This window comes from Agrobacterium sp. rho-8.1, from assembly GCF_033957725.1.
GTDB lineage: Bacteria > Pseudomonadota > Alphaproteobacteria > Rhizobiales > Rhizobiaceae > Agrobacterium.
Window position 1 is genome coordinate 849,543 of record NZ_CP192789.1, and the last position, 20,163, is coordinate 869,705.

16 protein-coding genes and 2 pseudogenes are annotated in these 20,163 nt (G+C 56.2%); 11 read left to right on the top strand and 7 right to left on the bottom strand.

Features of this window, described 5'->3' with window-relative positions; translation table 11 throughout:
* The first annotated feature begins 69 nt into the window (after nucleotides 1–69).
* The 4 genes from RMR21_RS18820 (at nucleotide 70) to RMR21_RS18835 (ending at nucleotide 4,718) form a co-directional block, all read left to right on the top strand.
* A complete protein-coding gene (locus RMR21_RS18820) occupies nucleotides 70–2,253 on the top strand; it encodes a TonB-dependent siderophore receptor (RefSeq protein ID WP_498671813.1) in 2,184 nt (727 codons plus the stop codon).
* Nucleotides 2,254–2,378: 125 nt separating this feature from the next.
* On the top strand, nucleotides 2,379–3,260 hold the full coding sequence (locus tag RMR21_RS18825) for a helix-turn-helix transcriptional regulator (protein WP_498670963.1): 882 nt from the start codon (nucleotides 2,379–2,381) through the stop codon (nucleotides 3,258–3,260).
* 182 nt (nucleotides 3,261–3,442) lie between these two features.
* Nucleotides 3,443–3,781 carry a BON domain-containing protein gene (locus RMR21_RS18830; protein WP_498670964.1) on the top strand — a complete coding sequence of 113 codons (339 nt, stop codon included), beginning with the start codon at nucleotides 3,443–3,445 and terminating at the stop codon, nucleotides 3,779–3,781.
* A 301-nt stretch (nucleotides 3,782–4,082) separates the two neighbouring features.
* The gene (locus RMR21_RS18835) at nucleotides 4,083–4,718 is read left to right on the top strand and encodes an outer membrane protein (protein ID WP_498670965.1); all 636 of its coding nucleotides are present in this window, start codon (nucleotides 4,083–4,085) and stop codon (nucleotides 4,716–4,718) included.
* 70 nt (nucleotides 4,719–4,788) lie between these two features.
* On the opposite strand, the gene RMR21_RS18840 is transcribed toward RMR21_RS18835, so the two are convergent.
* A complete protein-coding gene (locus RMR21_RS18840) occupies nucleotides 4,789–5,160 on the bottom strand; it encodes an ArsR/SmtB family transcription factor (protein ID WP_498670966.1) in 372 nt (123 codons plus the stop codon).
* Nucleotides 5,161–5,678: 518 nt separating this feature from the next.
* Entirely contained in the window at nucleotides 5,679–6,590 is a 912-nt protein-coding gene (locus tag RMR21_RS18845) for a helix-turn-helix domain-containing protein (RefSeq protein WP_498670967.1), read from the bottom strand.
* Nucleotides 6,591–7,091: 501 nt separating this feature from the next.
* Here RMR21_RS18845 and RMR21_RS18850 point away from each other — a divergent pair.
* Genes RMR21_RS18850 through RMR21_RS18865 form a run of 4 tightly spaced genes read left to right on the top strand, consistent with a single transcriptional unit; the run spans nucleotide 7,092 to nucleotide 11,717 of the window.
* Nucleotides 7,092–8,096, top strand: coding sequence for a sugar ABC transporter substrate-binding protein (locus RMR21_RS18850; RefSeq protein ID WP_498670968.1), 1,005 nt, complete (start codon nucleotides 7,092–7,094; stop codon nucleotides 8,094–8,096).
* Between the two features lie 34 nt (nucleotides 8,097–8,130).
* Nucleotides 8,131–9,687 carry a sugar ABC transporter ATP-binding protein gene (locus RMR21_RS18855; protein ID WP_498670969.1) on the top strand — a complete coding sequence of 519 codons (1,557 nt, stop codon included), beginning with the start codon at nucleotides 8,131–8,133 and terminating at the stop codon, nucleotides 9,685–9,687.
* Entirely contained in the window at nucleotides 9,677–10,711 is a 1,035-nt protein-coding gene (locus RMR21_RS18860) for an ABC transporter permease (protein WP_498670970.1), read from the top strand. The genes RMR21_RS18855 and RMR21_RS18860 overlap by 11 nt, the downstream gene beginning before the upstream one ends.
* A 1-nt stretch (nucleotide 10,712) precedes the next feature.
* Complete coding sequence (locus tag RMR21_RS18865; RefSeq protein ID WP_498670971.1) at nucleotides 10,713–11,717, top strand: ABC transporter permease; 1,005 nt, start codon at nucleotides 10,713–10,715, stop codon at nucleotides 11,715–11,717.
* 24 nt (nucleotides 11,718–11,741) lie between these two features.
* On the opposite strand, the gene RMR21_RS18870 is transcribed toward RMR21_RS18865, so the two are convergent.
* The 3 genes from RMR21_RS18870 to RMR21_RS18880 all read right to left on the bottom strand — a co-directional run bounded on the left by RMR21_RS18870 (nucleotide 11,742) and on the right by RMR21_RS18880 (nucleotide 15,409).
* Complete coding sequence (locus RMR21_RS18870; protein ID WP_498670972.1) at nucleotides 11,742–13,736, bottom strand: primary-amine oxidase; 1,995 nt, start codon at nucleotides 13,734–13,736, stop codon at nucleotides 11,742–11,744.
* Nucleotides 13,737–13,802: 66 nt separating this feature from the next.
* Nucleotides 13,803–13,973: a hypothetical protein gene (locus RMR21_RS18875; protein WP_498670973.1), complete on the bottom strand. Its 171-nt coding sequence runs from the start codon at nucleotides 13,971–13,973 to the stop codon at nucleotides 13,803–13,805.
* A complete protein-coding gene (locus RMR21_RS18880) occupies nucleotides 13,970–15,409 on the bottom strand; it encodes an APC family permease (RefSeq protein ID WP_498670974.1) in 1,440 nt (479 codons plus the stop codon). Before RMR21_RS18880 ends, RMR21_RS18875 begins: the two co-directional genes overlap by 4 nt.
* Before the next feature lie 121 nt (nucleotides 15,410–15,530).
* Here RMR21_RS18880 and RMR21_RS18885 point away from each other — a divergent pair, with 121 nt between their 5' ends.
* On the top strand, nucleotides 15,531–16,556 hold the full coding sequence (locus RMR21_RS18885) for an AraC family transcriptional regulator (RefSeq protein WP_498670975.1): 1,026 nt from the start codon (nucleotides 15,531–15,533) through the stop codon (nucleotides 16,554–16,556).
* 258 nt (nucleotides 16,557–16,814) lie between these two features.
* On the opposite strand, the pseudogene RMR21_RS18890 reads toward RMR21_RS18885, so the two are convergent.
* Nucleotides 16,815–17,101, bottom strand: a pseudogene (locus RMR21_RS18890) (transposase); the annotation flags it as partial.
* A 96-nt stretch (nucleotides 17,102–17,197) separates the two neighbouring features.
* Here RMR21_RS18890 and RMR21_RS18895 point away from each other — a divergent pair.
* A complete protein-coding gene (locus tag RMR21_RS18895) occupies nucleotides 17,198–17,437 on the top strand; it encodes a hypothetical protein (RefSeq protein ID WP_498670976.1) in 240 nt (79 codons plus the stop codon).
* A 2-nt stretch (nucleotides 17,438–17,439) separates the two neighbouring features.
* Here RMR21_RS18895 and RMR21_RS18900 read toward each other — a convergent pair whose 3' ends face one another.
* Nucleotides 17,440–19,092, bottom strand: a complete 1,653-nt coding sequence (locus RMR21_RS18900; RefSeq protein ID WP_498670977.1) for a diguanylate cyclase — start codon at nucleotides 19,090–19,092, stop codon at nucleotides 17,440–17,442.
* A gap of 321 nt (nucleotides 19,093–19,413) precedes the next feature.
* Between RMR21_RS18900 and RMR21_RS18905 the strand changes: the two are divergent.
* Nucleotides 19,414–19,970 (top strand): annotated as a pseudogene (locus RMR21_RS18905) (IS6 family transposase); the annotation flags it as partial.
* Between the last annotated feature and the right edge of the window lie 193 nt (nucleotides 19,971–20,163).

Genomic DNA, 20,163 nt, shown 5'->3' on the forward strand with positions numbered 1-20,163 from the left:
TTTAAGGGTGGTGGCTCGTCTGGGGACCGGACCGTGCTGCCCGGGTATTTGGGGCATATCTTGAAAAAAATGAACCACGCTATCGTCTCCCGTCTGTTGATGGGAACGGCGCTGTTTGCAGCGATCATGCCACTCGACGCTCGTGCGCAGGATGCTGGGAATGGCACCGTGCTGGAGCCGATTGTCGTACAGGGACAGGGAGGCGATAGCGCCACAGGACCTGTGGATGGTTATGTCGCCAAAAAGACGGGCACGGGCTCCAAAACCGAGACGCCGGTTAAAGATATACCCCAGTCTGTTTCGATCGTCGGACGACAGGAAATGGACGACCGTGGTGCCGTCACCAAAATCGACGAGGTTCTTCGCTATACGCCTGGTGTCAATACGGAACCCTTTGGTGTGGATGCCGATACGGACTGGTTTTATATTCGCGGTTTTGACGCCACGCAAACGGGTGTCTTTCTCGATGGTCTCAATCTCTTCGCTTACGGCTTTGGCGGTTTCCAGATCGACGCCTACGGGTTGGAGCGCGTCGAAGTGCTCAAGGGTCCGGCATCTGTGCTGTATGGTGGCGCAAACCCCGGTGGCATCGTTCAACTGGTTAGCAAGCGACCGCAGGACAAACCCATTCGCGAAACTGAGATTGGCATCAATAATTTCGGCAACGCGTTTCTCGGCTTTGACCTCGGCGATAAGGTCGATGAAGACGGTATCTGGACGTATCGTGTCACGGGTAAAGTGTCCGGCGGCGATAATTATTCCGATTACTCGGAGGACCTGCGCGGTTTCGTGATGCCGCAGATCACCTTCGAGCCGGACGCCCAGACCAGCGCGACAGTTTACGGCTATCTCTCTGCGCTCGACCAGGTGCACGTTGGTAATGGGTTCCTGCCCTATGTCGGTACGGTTGTCGATGCGCCCTACGGCAAGATAGACCGTGATGCGTTTTTCGGTGAGCCCGATATCGACAACGGTCGCGTTTACCAGACAATGTTGGGATATGAGTTCAAGCAGGCGCTGGAAAACGGCATAGAGTTTCGTCAGAATGCGCGCTACGGGCATCTGTACAAGCACGAAGTCGGCCCTTACCCATTTGGATATGAGGGCTTTGGTGCTCCGGTAGCGCCTGATTATAACCTGTATCGTATCGGTTTCGAGGGCACTTCGAAGCTCGACTCCTTCAACGTCGATAATCGGTTGACCGGTGAGTTCGACACAGGTCCTGCTGATCATCAAATTCTGGCTGGTCTGGATTATAAATTCTATCGTCTGAGCAATGTTCAGAAATTTCCCGACTTCCGGACACCGACGTCGCCGATCAGCGCAGACAATCCTGTCTATGGTCTGCCCCAGTCTGAAAACATCCTCCAAACTGACGAACTGGTGACACAACAGCAACTCGGTCTTTACGTTCAGGACCAAATCCGGTTTGGAAACGGTTGGCTAGCCACCCTCAATGGACGGTACGATTATGTTGACACCGACCTCAAAAGCGCAATTGCAACGAACCCGTCCAGGCGTTCACACGATCAGGCGATGAGTGGCCGTGCCGGGCTTGCTTATGAGTTTGCGAATGGGCTGACGCCCTATGTGTCTGCTGCAACTTTCTTCAATCCTTTGATTGCGAGGCTCGCAGATGGACGTACCGCCGAGCCGGAGGAAGGTTATCAGTTCGAAGGTGGCATTAAATATGAGCCCACTTTCTTCGATGGATCGTTGACCGCGTCCGTCTTCAAACTCGTGAAGCAGAAAGCCGTCGTATCTTATACCGACCTGGTGTTGGGCCCGATCAGCGGACAATATGGAGAAGTGGAATCTCAAGGCGTTGAACTGGAAGCGAAGGCCAACCTCAGTGAGAATTGGAAAATGCTGGCCTCCTATTCCTACACCGATATCGAAGTGACGCAGGATGCAAATCCGAACTTCATTGGTAGATCACCTTGGGTCGTACCCAATCAAACGGCGTCTCTGTGGCTGGACTACGCCTTTACCAATGAAGGCCTTGAGGGCCTGAGCATCGGCGCGGGCGTGCGTTATCAGGGCCGGTCGTTCGCGGATCAGCTGAACGAGTTCAAGGTCCCATCCGCAGCCGTGATCGATGCAGCCATCCGATATGAGAAGAACGATTGGACCGCCTCGGTCAACGTCGCCAACCTGTTCGACAAGGACTATGTCAAAGGCTGCCAGGGCGTGAGTGTGTGCGGGTATGGTGACCAGAGAACCATCACCTTCAAGCTGTCCAAGAAGTGGTAGCAGACGTTGAATTGGTGCCCTTCCTGTATTTGAGAGGCCGTTGCGGCTCCTGAGGCTTTGGTGTAAAACATGATCATTAAATTCATGTTTTTGGCGCTGTTGCGCCTCGCTTCCGGATGTTTGGGATGGCCTTTCGACCCCGCATGGACAATGAGATCAGTGGCTTTTCCGTTATCGGAGGGCCGCGGTCGCGCGCGTGGCATGGTGTCGTCGCCGATCTGTGGGATGTGACATGCGCGCCGAACGCCGGCGGACACTATGTTGGTAAAGATCCGCGCTTCGTCTTTATGCTGGATATGCGCGGAAACGAAGATAGTCGTTTTCTGATCGATGAACGTCAGCGCCAGACGAAAATGCTGAGGGATGTCGAGCGCATTTCTTTTGTACCGGCGGATGTCGATATCTGGGCGCAATTGTCTGGCGTCCAGTTCGTTCGCCATCTCGACCTCCATTTCGACGCTGCAGCCCTGAGCAAACGACTGATGCAGGATCTCGACGACGATGCACTGCTCAATCCTCGCCTGATGTTTCATGATGAGCGTCTGCTATCGTTGGCGAGCCTGATTGCCGCCGAGTGCGATAATCCCGACCCGTTGCACAATCTCTATGGCGAAAGCCTTGTTCTCGCGCTCTTGACGGATTTTCTCAAGGTTCGGGAGCAGACACAGAAAAAGCGCAGCAAGTTGGCGGCATGGCAGTTGAGGGCCTCGACCGACTATATTCGCGAATATTGCCTGCGTGCCATCCGTCTGCAGGAACTGGCGCAACTCACGAACCTGTCGCAATCCCATTTCAGTCATGCGTTCAAGGCGTCCACCGGCGTGCCGCCACATCAATGGCAGATGCAGGCTAGATTGGAGCGCGTAAAGACATTGCTTGTCGAAACCGACATGCCATTGACGCAGATAGCAATGATGACGGGTTTTTCAGATCAGGCCCATTTTTCCCGAGTTTTTCGCAAAATAGTCGGTGTATCGCCGTCGGTATGGCGGCGACATCGACAATGAACAGAGAGCATCAGGTCGTTCCGGCAGGCGGTGAAGATCACGGTAACAATGTCCGGGCCATCCTGAACAGTCTTGTTTTAACAACATCGCGCTTAAGTCGGAGCACTCAAAAAGTGCGTTGGAACAGCTTTTTTCCACGCGCGGTAGCTTTCTTCGAAAACTGACAAAATTCGACATGGCAAATGGAACATGAACCTCAAATGACCACTTATTCATCGTATGTTCATGTTCGGATGGAGCAAACCATGTTTTTAAGCAGCGCGTATGACAGCAATAGCTTCAGTTTCGGTTTTGGTAGCAGCTGCGTTGCGCGCTGTGCAGCGATAGAGGCCGAGCTTCGATACCTCCCGAACTATTCCGGTCGCGAAATTTCGGTTCAGTCAGAGGGCCAGTGCGTTCTCGTAACAGGTATTGTCGAGACCGAACGTGATTTTTACCGCACGCTCAACGTCGCAAACGACATCGCCGGCGCCGACAAAGTCATCCTTCGCCTCAGCCTGGATCGCGGAATGCGCGCCTAACAGACATTTTTGTGGCATCTGAAAGCAGACATGTGGTCTTCCACATCGTCTGCTTTTTTCGTTCGGATATCATGTTTCATCGTCGCCGTCCGTTGATACCGCTCGGACGCCGCGCCTGTTAACTGTTTGTTATCTATACGGTTAAAGTTTTAGTCAATTTTGAATGAATTAGGGCAACTGACCTTATCTTGGTGACATTATTGGGCGAGACCGCAAACAGACGGGCGATACCGATGGTTCGCTCAGAAATTCAATAACCCCTTCGAGCCCACTCGCGGGACTATGGTGTGGAGTAAAGTTTATGTCGAAAGCCCTAAAATCCCTGACAGCCGTTTCAGTTGTTTGCCTTGCTGCGTCTTCAGCAGTGTCGGCGGACCTGACGTCCTCCTATGAGGCACCTCCCGCTTACAACGACGCACCAGCCAGCACATCCTGGACGGGCGCTTATGTTGGTGGTCACCTCGGTGCCGCCATGCCGCACATCAACCCCTTCAGAAACGGCAAGGGCTTGGCAGTCGGCGCACAGGCCGGTTACGATTATGATCTCGGCTCCGTCGTCGTTGGTGGCGAAGTCGAAGCGACGCATCTGGGTGACGCTGAAATGAAGGTACCCGATGGTGCCCTCAAGGAGCGCTGGCGTGCTGCTGCAAAAGCGAAAGCCGGCTACAAGGTCGAAGACAACACACTGGTCTACGGTACCGCCGGTCTGACGGTCACGAGCCTGCGGGATGGCAACGGTGTGACCGGTCCGGACGGAATGAAAGAAGGCTATCTGCTGGGCGCGGGTGCTGAACACCGCTTCACACCCCAGGTTTCCGCAAAAGTCGAATACAACTACGTCGCAACGGACGACGTTCGCACATTTTCCAATGGTGTTGCATCCCACACAGATCTTAGCGACCACGTCGTCAAGGGTGGCGTCAACTATCGCTTCTAAGATGTTGACGGGGCGGCGTGAAACCACACTGCCCCGTCAAACGACAATACAGATAGACGGAAATGAGATGTCAGGCGGACGCTGCCGACAATCGTCTTTGGGTGTCGCCGGTTGACGAAGCCTTTTCAAAGAGCATGGGTCGGAACGGCAATCCGGATATGTCCTGCACCGCTCCCAGAAGGCGGTAGGCGCGGTCGCCATGACAGGAATAGTAGATGGTCTGTGCGTCGCGTCGCGTGTCCACCAGTTTGGCACCGCGCAGCTTCGCCAGATGCTGGGAAAGCGCGGACTGGCTCAGGCCCACTTGCTCTGCCAACGACCCTACGGACGTTTCCTGTTTGCTGAGAATACTCAAAATGACCAGGCGTTTCGCATTTGCGACCGCAGATAACAGTTTCGCCGCCTGGACCGCGACTTTCTCCGTGGAAAGCAATGTAGGCATCAGTACCTCCAAGAGAAATGCAGATAATTTCTGCCTTCAGGATCAATAATCTCGGCTAAAAACGCAGGCGATATTTCAATTCAATTGCTGACGTTGCCAGGCAGTAAGTGACACTTTGGCACTATCGACACTTTCCTGCAATAGACGCCGCGATGCATTTGTAAAATATCGGATAAGTATAAGAAAACTCTTGTCCTTCTTTTCAGTTCGCTGGGTGCGCCCATAACGTCAAAAACACAGAAATCCATGCGGAGCGTGGTGAGCGACTGCCGACCTTAACGGGAACGTCTCTGGTCAAGGGTGATCGGAGTTACGCTCGATCTCGGCAAAGATCTCACAGTCATCCCGTACCTCGCCAAAAGGCGCGATCAGGCGCTTCATGGCGACCATCTGCCGGTCACGGTCTGACGCGTCGATGTCGTCATGCTCAAGCGTGGCTGTCGCGAGTGATATGAATCCACGTCATTGCCAAGCGCGCCGAGGGAACAGGAGAAGTCGCAACAGGCCAGACCCAGTGTTCAGCCAGAGCCCGGTATCACGTTCCGTTGTTGCATTCGACGCCATGCGGCAGGTGTTTCTCCGGCAACCTGACGAAAGGTCTTGGTGAGGTGGGCCTGATCAGAGAAACCCAGCTGGGCTGCAATAGCCGCAACGCTGAGGGTGCTTTCGGTCAACAGGCTTTGTGCAACACCGATACGCTTTCCGAGTTGCCACTGAATGGGCGTCTTGCCGGTCGTCTGTTTAAAGACGTTGGCGAACCAGCTTTCCGACAAGCCAACCGTTTCAGCCATCTCGCTGATTGTCATGCGGTAATCGGCGCGCTGGTTCACGACTGAGATCAGCTTGTTCATCTGCGCCTGCGTCAACCGGGCATTGGTGTGTTCACCCTCGTCATCGGTGATGTCAAGCAGACCTGCGATGATACTGCCAACCAGGCTTTCGGCGTAGATGGAGTGCTTGGACGGGTTCGCGACTTCGCTGACCAGAAGACTTGCAAGCGCCTCGATGGCGCCCACATCCTGTATCTCCACAGGTCGCCGCAACGCCGACCTCGCCACTGACTGTCCAACCGAAGGCGCCAGATACCGCATCATCTTGTCTTTATGCAGATGAATGTCGAGATGAGAGAAGCGGTGGAAGGCGGTAAACGTTGTCCACAGGGGAACACCGGCCGGGACGTATATTGCCTGTTTCATAGGGCGAAAACGCCCTGGAACGCTACTGTGGCAGTTCGTCATGTGAATATGTGACGAGACATCGTTGAAGAAGATGACGATGCGCGGATCGGGCGAAAGATAATATCCCGATGCCCCAGCCAGGCCCTCGGCATCCCAAAACACACTCACAAACCCGTCGAGTGCGCGCCATTTGGCAGGCCCGACCGCCCGGATGCCGTCCGTAAAGGATGTCATGGAATGGAGATACGCCACTGCCAAAAGCCTGTTTTATACGTTTGATGAGCACATCCGTTCAGCACTATACGTACTCCGGATCATCGCGCAATTCTCGGTCACCGTGAACCGATGATTATTATGATTAACTTTATCATGTTTTCCCCATATGGCAAGTTTCGAGCGCGTTACCAAAGAAGAGGCACGTCAAACGGATGCAGCCAGCAATCGTATAGAACAGCGGTGGAGACCATCGATTGTTCCTATGGGTTTGAAACGTTGAGGCCTCAAACCCTTCGTACGAAGATCTCGTGCCGGAATAGCGGCGGCTATTTATGCTGCCAATACCGCGTAACAGAATTGTCCTGGGCAGAGATGTGTCTGGAGCGGGGATCTAACGGTTGAGATCGCATGGGCGCGCCTTGCCTCCCAAACTGTTCTAGAATTTTCTCCGAGTGTTGTTCTTTTGGAAAATCCTGCCTGTCCGTATGCGATTAGTTGATCTTAATTATGGATTATATCAATTAATAGGGGTGTGCCATGCCGAACGACCTTCTTTCCGGTCTAAACCGCCGCAATCTTCTCAAGCTCACGACGGTCGCTGGTGTTGCAGCGGGTGTCGCAATGACGCTGAAAACGGGTGCCCTTGCTGATGATGGGCTTTCTTTGAAAGGCAAGCGTATCGGCATCAGTGCGACGGGTACTGATCACTTTTTTGACCTACAGGCTTATAACGCCCAGATCGATGAGGTGAAGAAGCTGGGTGGGGAGCCCATCGCAGTCGACGCCGGGCGCAATGATGGCAAGCTTGTTTCGCAGTTGCAGACCTTGATTGCGCAAAAGCCTGACGCCATCGTACAGTTACTGGGTACGTTGAGCGTGATCGACCCCTGGCTGAAAAGGGCGCGGGACGCGGGTATTCCTGTGTTTACCATCGATGTTAGTTCCACCAACTCGTTGAACAACTCGACGTCGGATAATTGGGGGATCGGTAAGGATCTGGCGCTGCAACTCGTCTCCGATATCGGCGGCGAAGGCAATATCGTCGTCTTCAACGGTTTCTATGGCGTGACGCCCTGCGCGATCCGTTATGATCAGCTTGTCAACGTCACCAAGTATTTCCCCAAGGTCAAGATCCTTCAGCCGGAGTTGCGTGACGTCATACCCAACACGGTACAGGATGCCTTTACGCAGATCACCGCCATTTTGAACAAGTACCCGGAAAAAGGCTCCATCAAGGCTATCTGGTCTGCTTGGGATATTCCGCAGCTGGGTGCGACGCAGGCCCTGACTGCTGCAGGTCGGACGGAGATCAAGACCTACGGAGTCGATGGCAGCCCCGAAGTTCTTCAACTGGTCGCGGACCCCAACTCGCCAGCTGCAGCCGATGTCGCTCAGCAACCGGCCGAACTCGGCAGGATAGCAATCCGCAATGTAGCGCGTCATCTGGCGGGACAGCCTGTTGCCCATGAGACCTACGTCCCGGCACTGCTTGCCAACAAGGCGAATGTTGCCGAGGTCACGAAGAAGCTTGGCATCGGTTAACGGTCATCGTGCGTGATTTTCGGGGAGACTTGTCATGGCTTTTGCTCTTGATACGAACAATGATGCGCTCGCACCAGACGCTGCGATCATCCGCTTTGAAAATATCTGCAAGGCGTTTGGTGGCGCCCGAGCGCTCGATCATGCTTCGCTCAGCGTCAAGCCGGGCACGGTGCACGGGTTGGTCGGACAAAACGGGGCGGGTAAGTCCACACTCATCAAGCTGCTTGCCGGGCTCCACTCGGTCGACAGCGGTGTGATCGAAATCGATGGCAGGGCCTATGATCGGCTCTCCCCGCATCTGGTGGAAATCCTCGGCATCCATTTCATCCATCAGGATCGGCTTCTGGTGCCTACTTTCACCGTCGGCGAAACACTTTTTCTCGGTCGGGAACCACGCATCGCCGGCACGCCGTTTCTTGACCGGGGATTGATGCGACGCCGGGCAGCGGAGACACTGGAACGCTATTTCGGGGTAAGATTACAGACCTCCGCCTTGATCTCCGATCTCACGACGGCTGAAAAGCAGATTGTTCAGATCACGCGTGCGCTCATGGATAACCCCAAGGTTCTGGTTTTCGACGAGCCGACAGCAGCGCTGGTGCGGCAGGAGGCCGACCTACTCTTCGCCCTCATTCGTAGACTGTCCGCCGATGGGATCACCGTCATCTACATCTCCCATTATCTCGGTGAAATCATCGACATCTGCGACACGGTTACCGTGTTGCGCAACGGCCGCGATGTCGCGACATTGCCCGTTTCAGAGACGTCTGCCTCTCACATCGGCACACTCATGGTGAACCGGACAATCGATGAACTGTACCCCAAGGCAAAGGTGGTCCCGGGGGAAACACTCCTTGATATCGAAGCACTGGGGCTTGCAGGCAAGTATCGCGATGTCAGTTTTCAATTGAGGCGAGGGGAGGTTGTCGGTTTGACCGGTCTCGTCGGATCTGGTGCGAAGGAACTGATCCGCTCGCTGTTTGGCCTTGAACGTCCATCGGCTGGGTCTGTCCAGGTGCTGGGAGAACGTGTGTCACTACCGTCGCCTGCAGCAGCCACCACCCGCAGGCTTGCGCTTGTCCCGGAGGATCGAAGGCGCGACGGTGTTGCACTGGATATGACGGTTGGCGAAAACATGACGCTGGCAAGCCTAGGGCGTTTTTCACATCTGGGCTTTCTGGATAAACGGAGGGAACGCGAACATTCCGATGATCTCATAGCGCGGTTACACGTCAAGGCCGATGGTCACGATGCACTGGTCCGCACGCTCTCGGGCGGCAATCAGCAAAAGGTCGCCCTGGCCAAATGGCTCAGCCGTCAATCGGAAATATATCTGCTCGACGAGCCCTCGGTGGGCGTCGATATTGCCGCCAAGGTCGAGATTTACACTCTGATCAGCGAGCTTGTGGGGCGCGGGGCAGGCGTGATTGTTCTGTCGTCGGATATCGAAGAACTTCTGGGCATCACGGATCGAATTCTGGTGTTCTATCGCGGTCGGATCTCGCGTGAGTTTCACTCATCGCAGGCAACCCAGCAGCAGGTGTTGGCGCAGGTTACAGGTGCCTTGGAAGGACATGACTATGGTCGCTGATGCATCCTATTCAGACGTTGCCGCGTTCGATGGCTCCAGCACCGTCGATCCGAAGAGAATTGACCTGCCGAAGCGTTTCGAAATTCTGTTTCTGCGTGGTGGGGCGCTGGCTGTCTTCGGGCTTGTCTTCGGATATTTCTCAATGGCAACGCCGTTTTTCTTGTCGGTCGGAAATCTTGGTAATGTTCTTTCGCAATCGGCTATCGCGGGTGTGCTTGCCATCGGGTTGACCGTTGTTTTGATCGCGGGAGGATCGAACGTCATCAAAGGCGGCATTGATCTGTCGCTTGCTGCCAATATGGGGCTGAGTGCGGCCGTATACGCCACGCTTTTGCAGGCCGGTCATGGTGATGGTACGGCTGCTGCGGGCGCTCTGGGTGTTGGTCTGCTGATCGGCTTGGTCAATGCGGTCGCGGTGACGGTCGCCGGGATCGCACCTTTGCTTACGACATTGGCGGTGATGAATATCGTTGCGGGCCTTGAACTCGTGCTCACACAAAACACTGTGATATCAGCGTCCTCGGATGTTCTGTCGGTCTTTTCCGGCTACGGTCCTCTCGACGTTCCAATCCTGGCCTACGTACTTGTGATCGTTACCTTTTTTGTAGCAGCGATCGTGCAATATACACCTCTTGGTTTGCGGCTTTACGCGGTGGGAGAGTTTCCCGAAGCGGCAAGGGCGTCGGGCTTGCGAGTCAAACGCTTCATTGCCGGCGCGTTTCTTGCCAGCGGCGTTTGCGGCGGTATGGCGGGTATTCTATCGGTATCGTACCTGAGCGGAAGCACGACCGGTGCAGGCGAAATGTTATTGCCGGTGGTCGTCATTGCGCTGTTGGGTTCAGTATTTTCACGACGGCTCGTGCCGACAATCACTGGCACGTTTCTGTCAGCGATCTTCATCGGATGCCTCGTCAACGGCTTCCAGCTCCTCAACATTTCCAGCACCTTGGTGAACGGTATCCAGGGCGTCCTGATCCTGCTGGTGGTCTCGGCCACAACCATTCTGCGCAGGGAGAACCGCTAAAATGGCATTTCAATCCCCATCACGTCCAAAGACGGCAACACGGGCGCGAGCCCAGTCTTCCGTCGTCACGCGATACGCATTGCCGATCCTCCTCCTGGCTGTGTTCATCCTGTTCTCCTATGGAGCACCAGGGTTTTTGACATCGGCCAATTTGACGAGCCTGCTTGTCAACAACTTTACGCTCCTGGCTATCACGGCAATTGCGATGACGTTCGTGGTCGCATCGGGTGGCATCGACCTTTCCGTTGGTACATCCATCGACTTTGCAAGCTTCTTTTTTGTTTCCCTCGTCCTCGCCGGTCAGTCTGTCTGGATTGCTGCCTTGGGCGGGCTTTTGGGCGGCGGGCTGGTTGGTGTATTGAATGCGGTTTTGATCTCGGGAATTGGCATTTCGCCGTTTCTGGCAACGCTCGGCACGCTGTTTGTGGGGCGCAGCATCCAACAGCTTCTGACCAATGGCGGAAACCCGGTGTATCTGCCGCCTTCAACGATTCCGGATGCTTTCAAGGCTCTCGGCCATGGTAATCTTCTAGGCGTTCCTGCTCCGCTTGTCATAGCCTTCGTCGTTATCGTGGGGGCATGGGCTCTCCTGTCTCAAAGCCGGTTTGGCAGGGTCATGATCGCCTCGGGCATTCAGGCGAGTGTCGTGCGCTATTCGGGAATTCGCTGGTCGATGCAGATTGCCATAACATATATCGTCGCAGCTTTGATTGCCGCATTGGCTGGGTTGATCGTCACCTCGACGGTCACCGTCTATATCCCCTCATCCGGCAATGCGTTTCTGCTCAACGCCATCGGCGCGACCTTCATTGGCACCACCCTCAATCCTCATGGCCGCCCGAATGTGGTTGGAACAGTGCTGGGTGTGCTGCTGCTCAGCATCGTTGCCAACGGCCTCCTGCTGTCTGGCCTCAATTTCTACTGGCAACAGGTGGCCACCGGCGTGCTTATCTTTCTCGTGCTGGTTGCCGGTGCGGCCAACCGTCGGGCTTTGGAACGTCACTAGCAACTTGAACACAGTTGCTAGACCTCAGTGGCAGCCACCGCTTTTCGTTGCGTCCTTTGGTACACAGCAATCTGCCGTGCGATTGTCCTTGCTCTGACCTTTCCTCTCTGCCGGCAGGTCCATTGCAATATTGGCGTCGAAGAAGCCGTTCGGCTTCAGCGTGAAACCGGCATATTCGACCGGCATGATAGGAAAATCCTCCGGCTTGCAGACATGGGTGTGGCCGAAGGAATGCCAGAGCACAAGGTCGGCATTCTCGATGTTTCGGTTCTGCTGAACATACTTTGGCAGGCCATCGCCGCCAGCATGGACGTTGGGATAGTCGCCGGATGCATACTTTTCAGTCGGATCGAAGGCCGTCACCCAGATGTGCTTCTTGGCGAACCCGCCGCGCTGGGCAACCGTCGAGCCCTCCTGCGCCAGCATTAGCGGACTCGGCATGACCACCATCTTGTAGCCCGGCGCCTTGCCAACGGAATTCTTGATGTTCGGGTTTTGCACCTTCCAATAGCGACCGGTCTCGCCATTGGCTATGGCGGGTGAATCAAGCTCGCGCTTCAGTACCTTGGTCTTCGTGTCGAAGACATTGCCATAGGGGTTGTCGTCACCCCAAGGCCGGGGCACGAATTCATGTTCGGTAACGGTATTGCCGCCGCCGTCGACATCCATGTGCAAGCGTGCATTGAAGAAGTGCTGGTGGGTCGGGCCGCCGAGATTGTCGTCGACCATACCGCCCCATTGATAGGTTTCGCCGGGGGCGACGGCCGCCGTCTGGATGATGCCGGTCAGCTTGGCTTCGAGCTGGATCGTGCCATCCTGGTAGAGATACCAGTAGAAGCCGTAGTCGTAATTGCCGACCGTGGCGAAGAACGAGATGACGAGACGGCGCGAGCGGCGGACTTCGAAGATCCCGTTGCGAAACTCATAGTGCTTCCACAGAATACCGAAATCCTCCTCATGCATGCAGATGGCGTTTTTCATCACCATTGGCTGGCCGAAATCATCGGCAGAGGGCACATCGAAATAGTGGATGTGGCCGAGGCAGTCGCAGCCCAGTTCCAGGCAATTGGCCAGACGCCCGAGACCATATTCGCCGGCGTCGAAGGCGCTTTTCCAGAAGTGGTTCGCGGTCGGGTCCGCATAGGGCACGACCATTTCGGTGACCGAGGCACGGAATACGATCGGGCGGATTTTTCCGCCATCCCGGATTCCCAGTTCGTGCAGGACGAGCCCCTCGCGCGGCGTGAAACCGACGCGGAAGGACCAGTTCTGCCATTCGACCTTCCAGCCGTCGACGGTGAAGCTCGGCCCCTCCGGCTGCACAATGTCGAGTGGCTTCACGCCAGCCCGTGTCTCCGGAAAGGCCTCCCGGCCGTAATTGCGCTTCTTCTTCGGAATTGGAATGATCAGACCGTCATCGACGAGATCGACCACTTTGTTTTTGACAAGATCGACCACCGCGACAACGCCCTCTATCGGGTGCGAATAGCCGTTGTCCCTCACGTCCTCGCGCCAGTAGGAGACGGCCCGGACGATGCGCTCACCTTTTTCGAATTCCAGACCGAAATAGCCTGACGAGAATGGATCAATCTGGACAAGTGGAATGTCCTCTTCGGTGATGCCGCGCTTCTTTACGGCCGCGATCCAGCGCGGGTCGGATTTCACCGTCGCCTCGACGGTCTCGAATTCACACAGCATGACCGGCGGCTGGCCAAAGGGCAGTTCATAACAGGCCAGTCGCTTGTGGTCGGCGACAGTTTTTGCCGCCAGGTTGACGACGGACTCGAAGGTCGCGCCGCACGAGATATCGAGCGAGAGAATGAAGGCCAGGCGGGAAAGTTGCTTGCCGGTCCGGAAGGCTGCAAGATCAGCCTTGTTCGGCTCCTCCAGACGGATGATCGGGAAGCGTACGGTCTCGGCGAGCGCCTTTTCATCCTTGAGGATGGCGACGGCCTCTGCGATTTCAGACAAGCTCAAGGGATCGAGCGGGTGGCTAATGGTGTCGACGACAGCGTCCATGGGAGCGTCCTTCAGGCATATGGGTTGGTGAGGTTCGGGTGGCACCGTAACGCCAACTGTTTCGTATCAGCTGCGGCCGGCGCAGATCTCCGTCTCGACGACAGCCATGCCGTGAATGCAGAAGAGATTACAAAAGGCATGCGCCTCGGCGGCAAGCAGGATCGTTGCGGCGGTGAGGGCGATCACGATTGTGCCGAGCTGGCGATCCGTCGCAGGGAATATGCGGATGAGCGTCATTCAAAGGCCTTTCCGAGCGAGGCGTAGAGTTCCGGCTTGGTCTTCCTGATCTGTATGGCGAAGGCAGCACCGATGAGGCCGACGAGCACAACCAGATAGGGGAAGGCCTTCACGATCGGGCTTTCAGAGCCTGAGAGCAGCGAGAGGTTGGCGACGACGAGTCCAAGCGCGCCGATCAGGCCGATGAGGCCGAGGGCCGGGGCAATCGCGGTCGTCCACACTCCGTGGCTTGTCTTCGCCTTGCGGAAGAAGAGGATGATGGCGACGGACACCAAGGCCTGTACGATCAAAATGCCGATGACCGCAAATGCCGACATCCAGGAGAAGACCACCGTGTAGGGATCGGCACCAGCGAGGATGAAGAGCACAAGGATGACTGCGGCAACGGCGCTCTGGACCATGCCGGCGACATGGGGCGAGCGGTGCACCGGATGCACTTTGCCGAGCACCTTAAAGGCGAGACCTTCGCGACCAAGCGCGAATAAGTAGCGATTGAGGGTGTTGTGGAAGGAAAGGATGCAGGCAAACAGGCTGGTGATCAGCAGGATATTCATCACCTGCGAGGCCCAGGGACCGAGAATGGTGTCGGTGGCGGCGAAATAAAAGCCTTCCAGACTGGCCGCCGCCGTAGGCTGCACGGCCGCGGGGCCATAGAACTGGACGATCGCCCAGGTCGAGAAGGCATAAAAGACGGTGATCAAGAGCACGGCGACGTAAGTGGCACGCGGAATGGTCTTTTCCGGATTTTCGGCTTCCTCGCCGAAGATCGCGGTTGCCTCGAAGCCGATATAGGAGCCGACAACGAAGACCAGAGACACGCCGAGACCCGGCGCAAAAACGGTGGCCGGCGAAAATGAAGTGAATCCGAAACCTTCCGGACCGCCGCCGGAGAGCACGATACCGATATCGAGAAGCAACAGGATGGCGATTTCGGCGATCATGCAGACACCAAGGATGGCGCCTGAAAAGGCGATGTTGCGCTGGCCGCAGACATGCACGATCACGAGCGCTGGAAAGGACCAGATCCACCAGGGAAGCTCCACAATCGGTTTCATGATGCCAGCCATGAAGACGCCGAAGAGGCCGTAGACAGCGATCTGCACAGCGAAATAGGTGACGAGTGCCATCAGCGCACCGCCGACACCGGCTGGCTTGCCGATGCCGTGGGTGATGTATGTGTAAAAGGCGCCGGCGCCACCGACATGGCGGCTCATGGCAGTGTAGCCGACCGAGAACAGCATGTAGAGGATGCCGGCCAGCACAAAGGCGCCGGGCACGCCAGCACCGTTGCCGAAGGCGAAGGCGGCCGGCGTAGCGCCGACCACGGCGGTCAGCGGAGCGGCAGCGGCCACGACAAAAAAGACGATATGGGCGAGCCCGACGGAATTCTTCGCCAGGCGGTCGGTGGGACCATCCGCAATGGATTGTAATGTCATGGGAACCCCTCATTCGTTTGATTTTCATCAAGAGGGTAGGCGTGACATTTTGGCCCCGAAATTGCATTTCATGCCATTGATTCGATAAATCGCGCCACGCGGCCGTCTTAGGATCTAGAAAATGGCAATTGCACCACAAATGAACAGGCCAGTGCCCGCAATTGCATCCATTCGCGCCTCTGTGCTTGCCCCGCTCGTTGAACAAATCGATCGCCGCAGCGGCAAGACCGACCTTTTGCTTGCATCACACGGCATTTTGCGTAGCCAACTCGATGACTCCTACGCGAAGATCCCGATGGCACGGTACGTTGCGATCTTTGAGGAAGCCGCACTGATCACCGGGGAACCCTCGCTCGGCGCCCGGTTGGGCACGCTGTTCAAGCCAAGCGATATCGGCCCGATCGGCGTGCTGTTTTCGATCTCCGGCACGATCCGGGTCGGCTTCGAGCGTCTGGCAAAATACGTCAACACCGTGCAGAGTGCCACGAGTTCCGGCGTCTTCGAGGAAGACGGCAATCTGGTCTGGAGCTACCGACTGGAAGATACGCGGATGTGGCCGAGAAGGCAGGACAGCGAGTTTTCTGTCGCCGCGTCCTGCCAACTCGTCCGCTCCTGCTTCGCCAAGAGCTGGAGGCCGCTAGAGGTGCATTTCGAGCACCTTCCGCCCCGGGATCGTTCAGTGCTGGAGCGTATCTTCCGCTGCCCGCTGAAATTCGGCGAATCCGCTAACCGCATCATCGTGGCGGGCAGCGATGCCGCCCGCCTCTACCGGCAGGAGGATCCCGCCCTTTCGGCCGTGCTCGAACGGTACGTGGCGGAATTGGTCGGAAAGACCGCGCTGCCTGATAGCATCAGCGAGCGGGTGCGGACGCTGATCGGCATCTATCTCGGTCACAAGCCGGTCACGCTACCGGCGATTGCCGCCGAGCTCAGGATCTCAGTGCGCACGTTGCAGAGGCGGCTTGCCGAGGAGGATACCTCGCTTAGAGAACTGGTTCTAGAAACGAGGGCGGCCATTACCGCTACGCTGCTCGAGGCTGACGTGCAAAGGGCGCGGATCGCCGAGGTCCTGGGATATGCTGATTCAACCGTTTTGTGGCGGGCACGTAAGTCTTGGGAGCTGCACCTCGGCCGACAGAGTATCTAGGTCGGATGTACATTCAGCACTCCCCAACGGCTTAATCGATGCTTCATAGGCGCCGATGTTTTGCCATGGTGTGTGTGATGACACTGACGCAATATGAGCTGAACGAGGCGCAATGGTCGAGGATTGCAGCTCTTGTGCCCGGTAAGGTTGGTGATCCGGGTCGTACAGGTTCGGTTATAGCGCTCGACATGGGCATTCTGTTGGGGCTTTCCCGGCCATCGCTTGGCCGACAGGCAAATGCTCGCATTTGCCGTAAGGCTCCCGGCGTTGAGATGGCCGTGTCAGTTGTTTCCCAGAGCCTCTTTGAGCAGCTCCGCCTGCATGCTCATCTCCGCATACATCTTCTTCAGGCGGCGGTTCTCGTCTTCCAGAGTCTTCATCTGACTGATCATCGATGCGTCCATGTCCCCATACTTGGATCGCCATTTGTAAAATGACGCCGTGCTCATCCCGTGCTCCCGGCATAGCTCGGGAACGGGAACACCTCCTTCTGCCTGACGCCGGATGGCCATTATCTGCGGTTCGCTAAATCTGCTCGTCTTCATCAAAATATCCTCGATCATAAACCCCGAGAAAATTCTACTTTTAAAGCCCGTTAATTCGCGAGGGAGATTACCCGCCTAGCAACTGGCACACACAGGATGGCGCCGGCTGTCAGAACTGCAATAACCAACGACGCCTCGTTGAGGGCGGCACTGTCGCACCAACCGAAACAGGAAAGCGCAATTCAAGATGAGCAGTTCAGCGGGCGCGAAAAGAAGTCCGCCGTTACGCCGTTGCCAGACCCTCGCAGCGCCATCGTCAATTTTCAAAACACTGAAAGGGTGGCGGCGCACCCTAAATTCAGTCGCTATTTTCACACCGACAACGAGGTGCAATAATCTCAAGCTGCTGTTCGTCGGCCTTCGGCAGCAACGCCGTCCATTGCCACACAGTTGCGCCCGCTTGATTTTGCCTTGTATAGAGCGGTATCTGCACGCTGAATGACATCCTCCAAATCGCGCGCTGAATCGGTCGCCAAAGCGCACCCAACGCTAGTGGTGAAGCTGATTTTTTGCTTTCCCGCAGTGACAATGGTGCTGGCGATCTCCTCGCGCAGTCGATTGGCCATCAACAAAGCAGCAGCCTCGTCGGTTTCCATCAGAAGTACGACAAACTCCTCGCCGCCAAACCGGGCGACTTTGTCAGTCGCGCGGATTCTAGCGGTGATAATATTGCCCATCGCGAGAATGACTTCGTCGCCGGCGGCGTGGCCGAAGGTATCGTTGATGCTCTTAAAATGGTCTATGTCGAACATCAGTATGCTGAATGCCCGGCCATACCGTTTGTAATACATCCAAGCGTCGTTGGCAAAAGGAAGAAAAGCACGGCGGTTTAAAAGTCCGGTCATACTGTCGGTATCGGCGAGTTTTTGAAGTGCATGAAGGTCCGCTCCGTAGCGCAGAATCTTCTGCTCTATTTCCTTTTTTTGATCTTCTGCCTCACGCTGCAGCGCATCGATCATGGAGTTTGCAGTTTGCTCGCTCGCCTCGGCGGAGCCGACCCGGCGTAACAACGAGCGGACCGCGGCCGACAGCTGCAGTATATCAAGTGAACCATGCTGACGTTCGACGCTGGTGACGTTTGCCTGACGACCGATCAGATCTAGGCTAGCGGCAAGTGCTTTTAAGGGTTTGGCAACCGAGCCGGCAAGCATCCAAGCAGCGGCTGAGGCAGAAACTGCAACGACCGCCCCGATCAGCAGTATTTGCAGGACTAATTGATGTGCGGGCGCGTAGATCACTGCAATCGGCATGCGTGCGACAACTGCCCAGCCAAGGCCCGGATAGCTTCCCCGGCCCCGTGTGGCGACCATCGCCGAGAGCATCGGCGCACTTGACGTGTCATCGGTGAATAGAACGCCGTCGGATCTGGCGGCTTCAGTTAGGAGTGCAACATCCAGTTTGTAATCGGCGGGGCCAATCAACAGACTGCCATCGCGGGCCGCGACCCAGAGCTCGGCTGCATTGATTGTATCTTGAGTGGTTAGGACGGTACGCCGGACATCGTCAGCCCATGTCCAACTCATATGGGCACCGAGGACGCCTGCCAGAACTTGATGTTCGTCGAACACCGGCATAGCGACATCGACGAAACGGAAAGGAGCCTCGTCCGGTGATGTGCGAAGCAGCTTTTCCAGAAGTTTTGCGTCGTGGACGTCCTCCACTGTAGCCTGTTTCAGCCCGTCGACAAACCAGGGACGCTGAGCAACGGATACCCCCTCAAGCATGCCTTTCGTTGCCGCGTGTACGACGCCGTCCGGCGTGGCAAAGCCAAGCCAAGCATATTCCGGCAAGCTCGCTTGTAGTTTTTCCAGGATGGTGCGGGTTGCCGCAGCGTCCTTACTCCAGACCGTCTGGAGCGGCACCAGACTGGCGATGTTCTGAATTTCCCGATATCGCTCGAACATATGCTGGTCAAGACGATCCGCCATAGTTCGGGCGAGTGTCTGAAGCTGCTGGTTCGCATTGGCCTGCGCGCTGTCTTTTGCAACCATAGCGGCTCCGATTGCTGCTACGCCGACAGCCGCGCTACACGTCACAGCTGTCACGAGGGCAACTTGCAGACGGACCGTCATCCGGTTTCGTAAATTCTGAAAAGACCAGCTGCTAAGCGGCACAAAAGCCTCCGTGCTAAATTCGAAGCCTTTTTACTCAAAAATAGTTGGTCCCCGGCTAAGTAATATCCGTAATGAAGTCTTAATGAACGGCGCGCCGGTCACAATGACCACCTTGATCCCTGGATATTCGAATTGATTGTATGTCAGGCGGCACTGTAACGTTAACCGGTCGGCGATTTGCGTGTGCGATCTTTCGGCATGACCCAAGCCGTTCGTGATCCCCTTTATCGCCGCCACCGGTTCCCAGCTGAAGTGATTGCTCATGCCGTCTGGCTTTATCTTCGTTTCCCGCTCAGCTTGCGGATGGTCGAAGACTTACTGGCGGCGCGCGGGATTATTGTCTCGCACCAGACAGTCCGTCTTTGGGCCGAAAAATTCGGGCGCCACTTTGCCAATGAAATCCGGCGGCGTTCAGCCGGAAAGCTCGGCGACACGTGGCACCTCGATGAAGTCGTCATCTCTATTGGCTGCAAGAAACACTGGCTGTGGCGGGCTGTCGATCAGGATGGCTTCGTTCTCGACGTGCTGGTGCAGAGCCGCCGCAATACCAAGGCCGCCAAACGTTTGATGCGAAAGCTCTTGAAGGACAGGGCCATTCGCCGCGCGTCATGATCACTGACAAACTGCGATCCTACGGCGCTGCCAAGCAAGACATCATGCCCGGCGTCGATCATCGTTCACACAAAGGGCTTAATAACCGGGCGGAGAATTCCCATCAACCGACACGACGGCGAGAGTGGATCATGAAGGGCTTCAAGTCAGCCCGACATCTCCAGCGTTTCGTCTCCATTCATGACCCGGTCGCCAATCTCTTCCATATTCCACGCCACGATGTCCCGTCCCACCATCACCGCGAACTGAGAGCCGCGGCCATGCAAATGTGGAATAAGATCGCACGCCTGCAGGCAGCATAAGCGAGAGCGACGGCCGAGACCTTTGACACCAGTC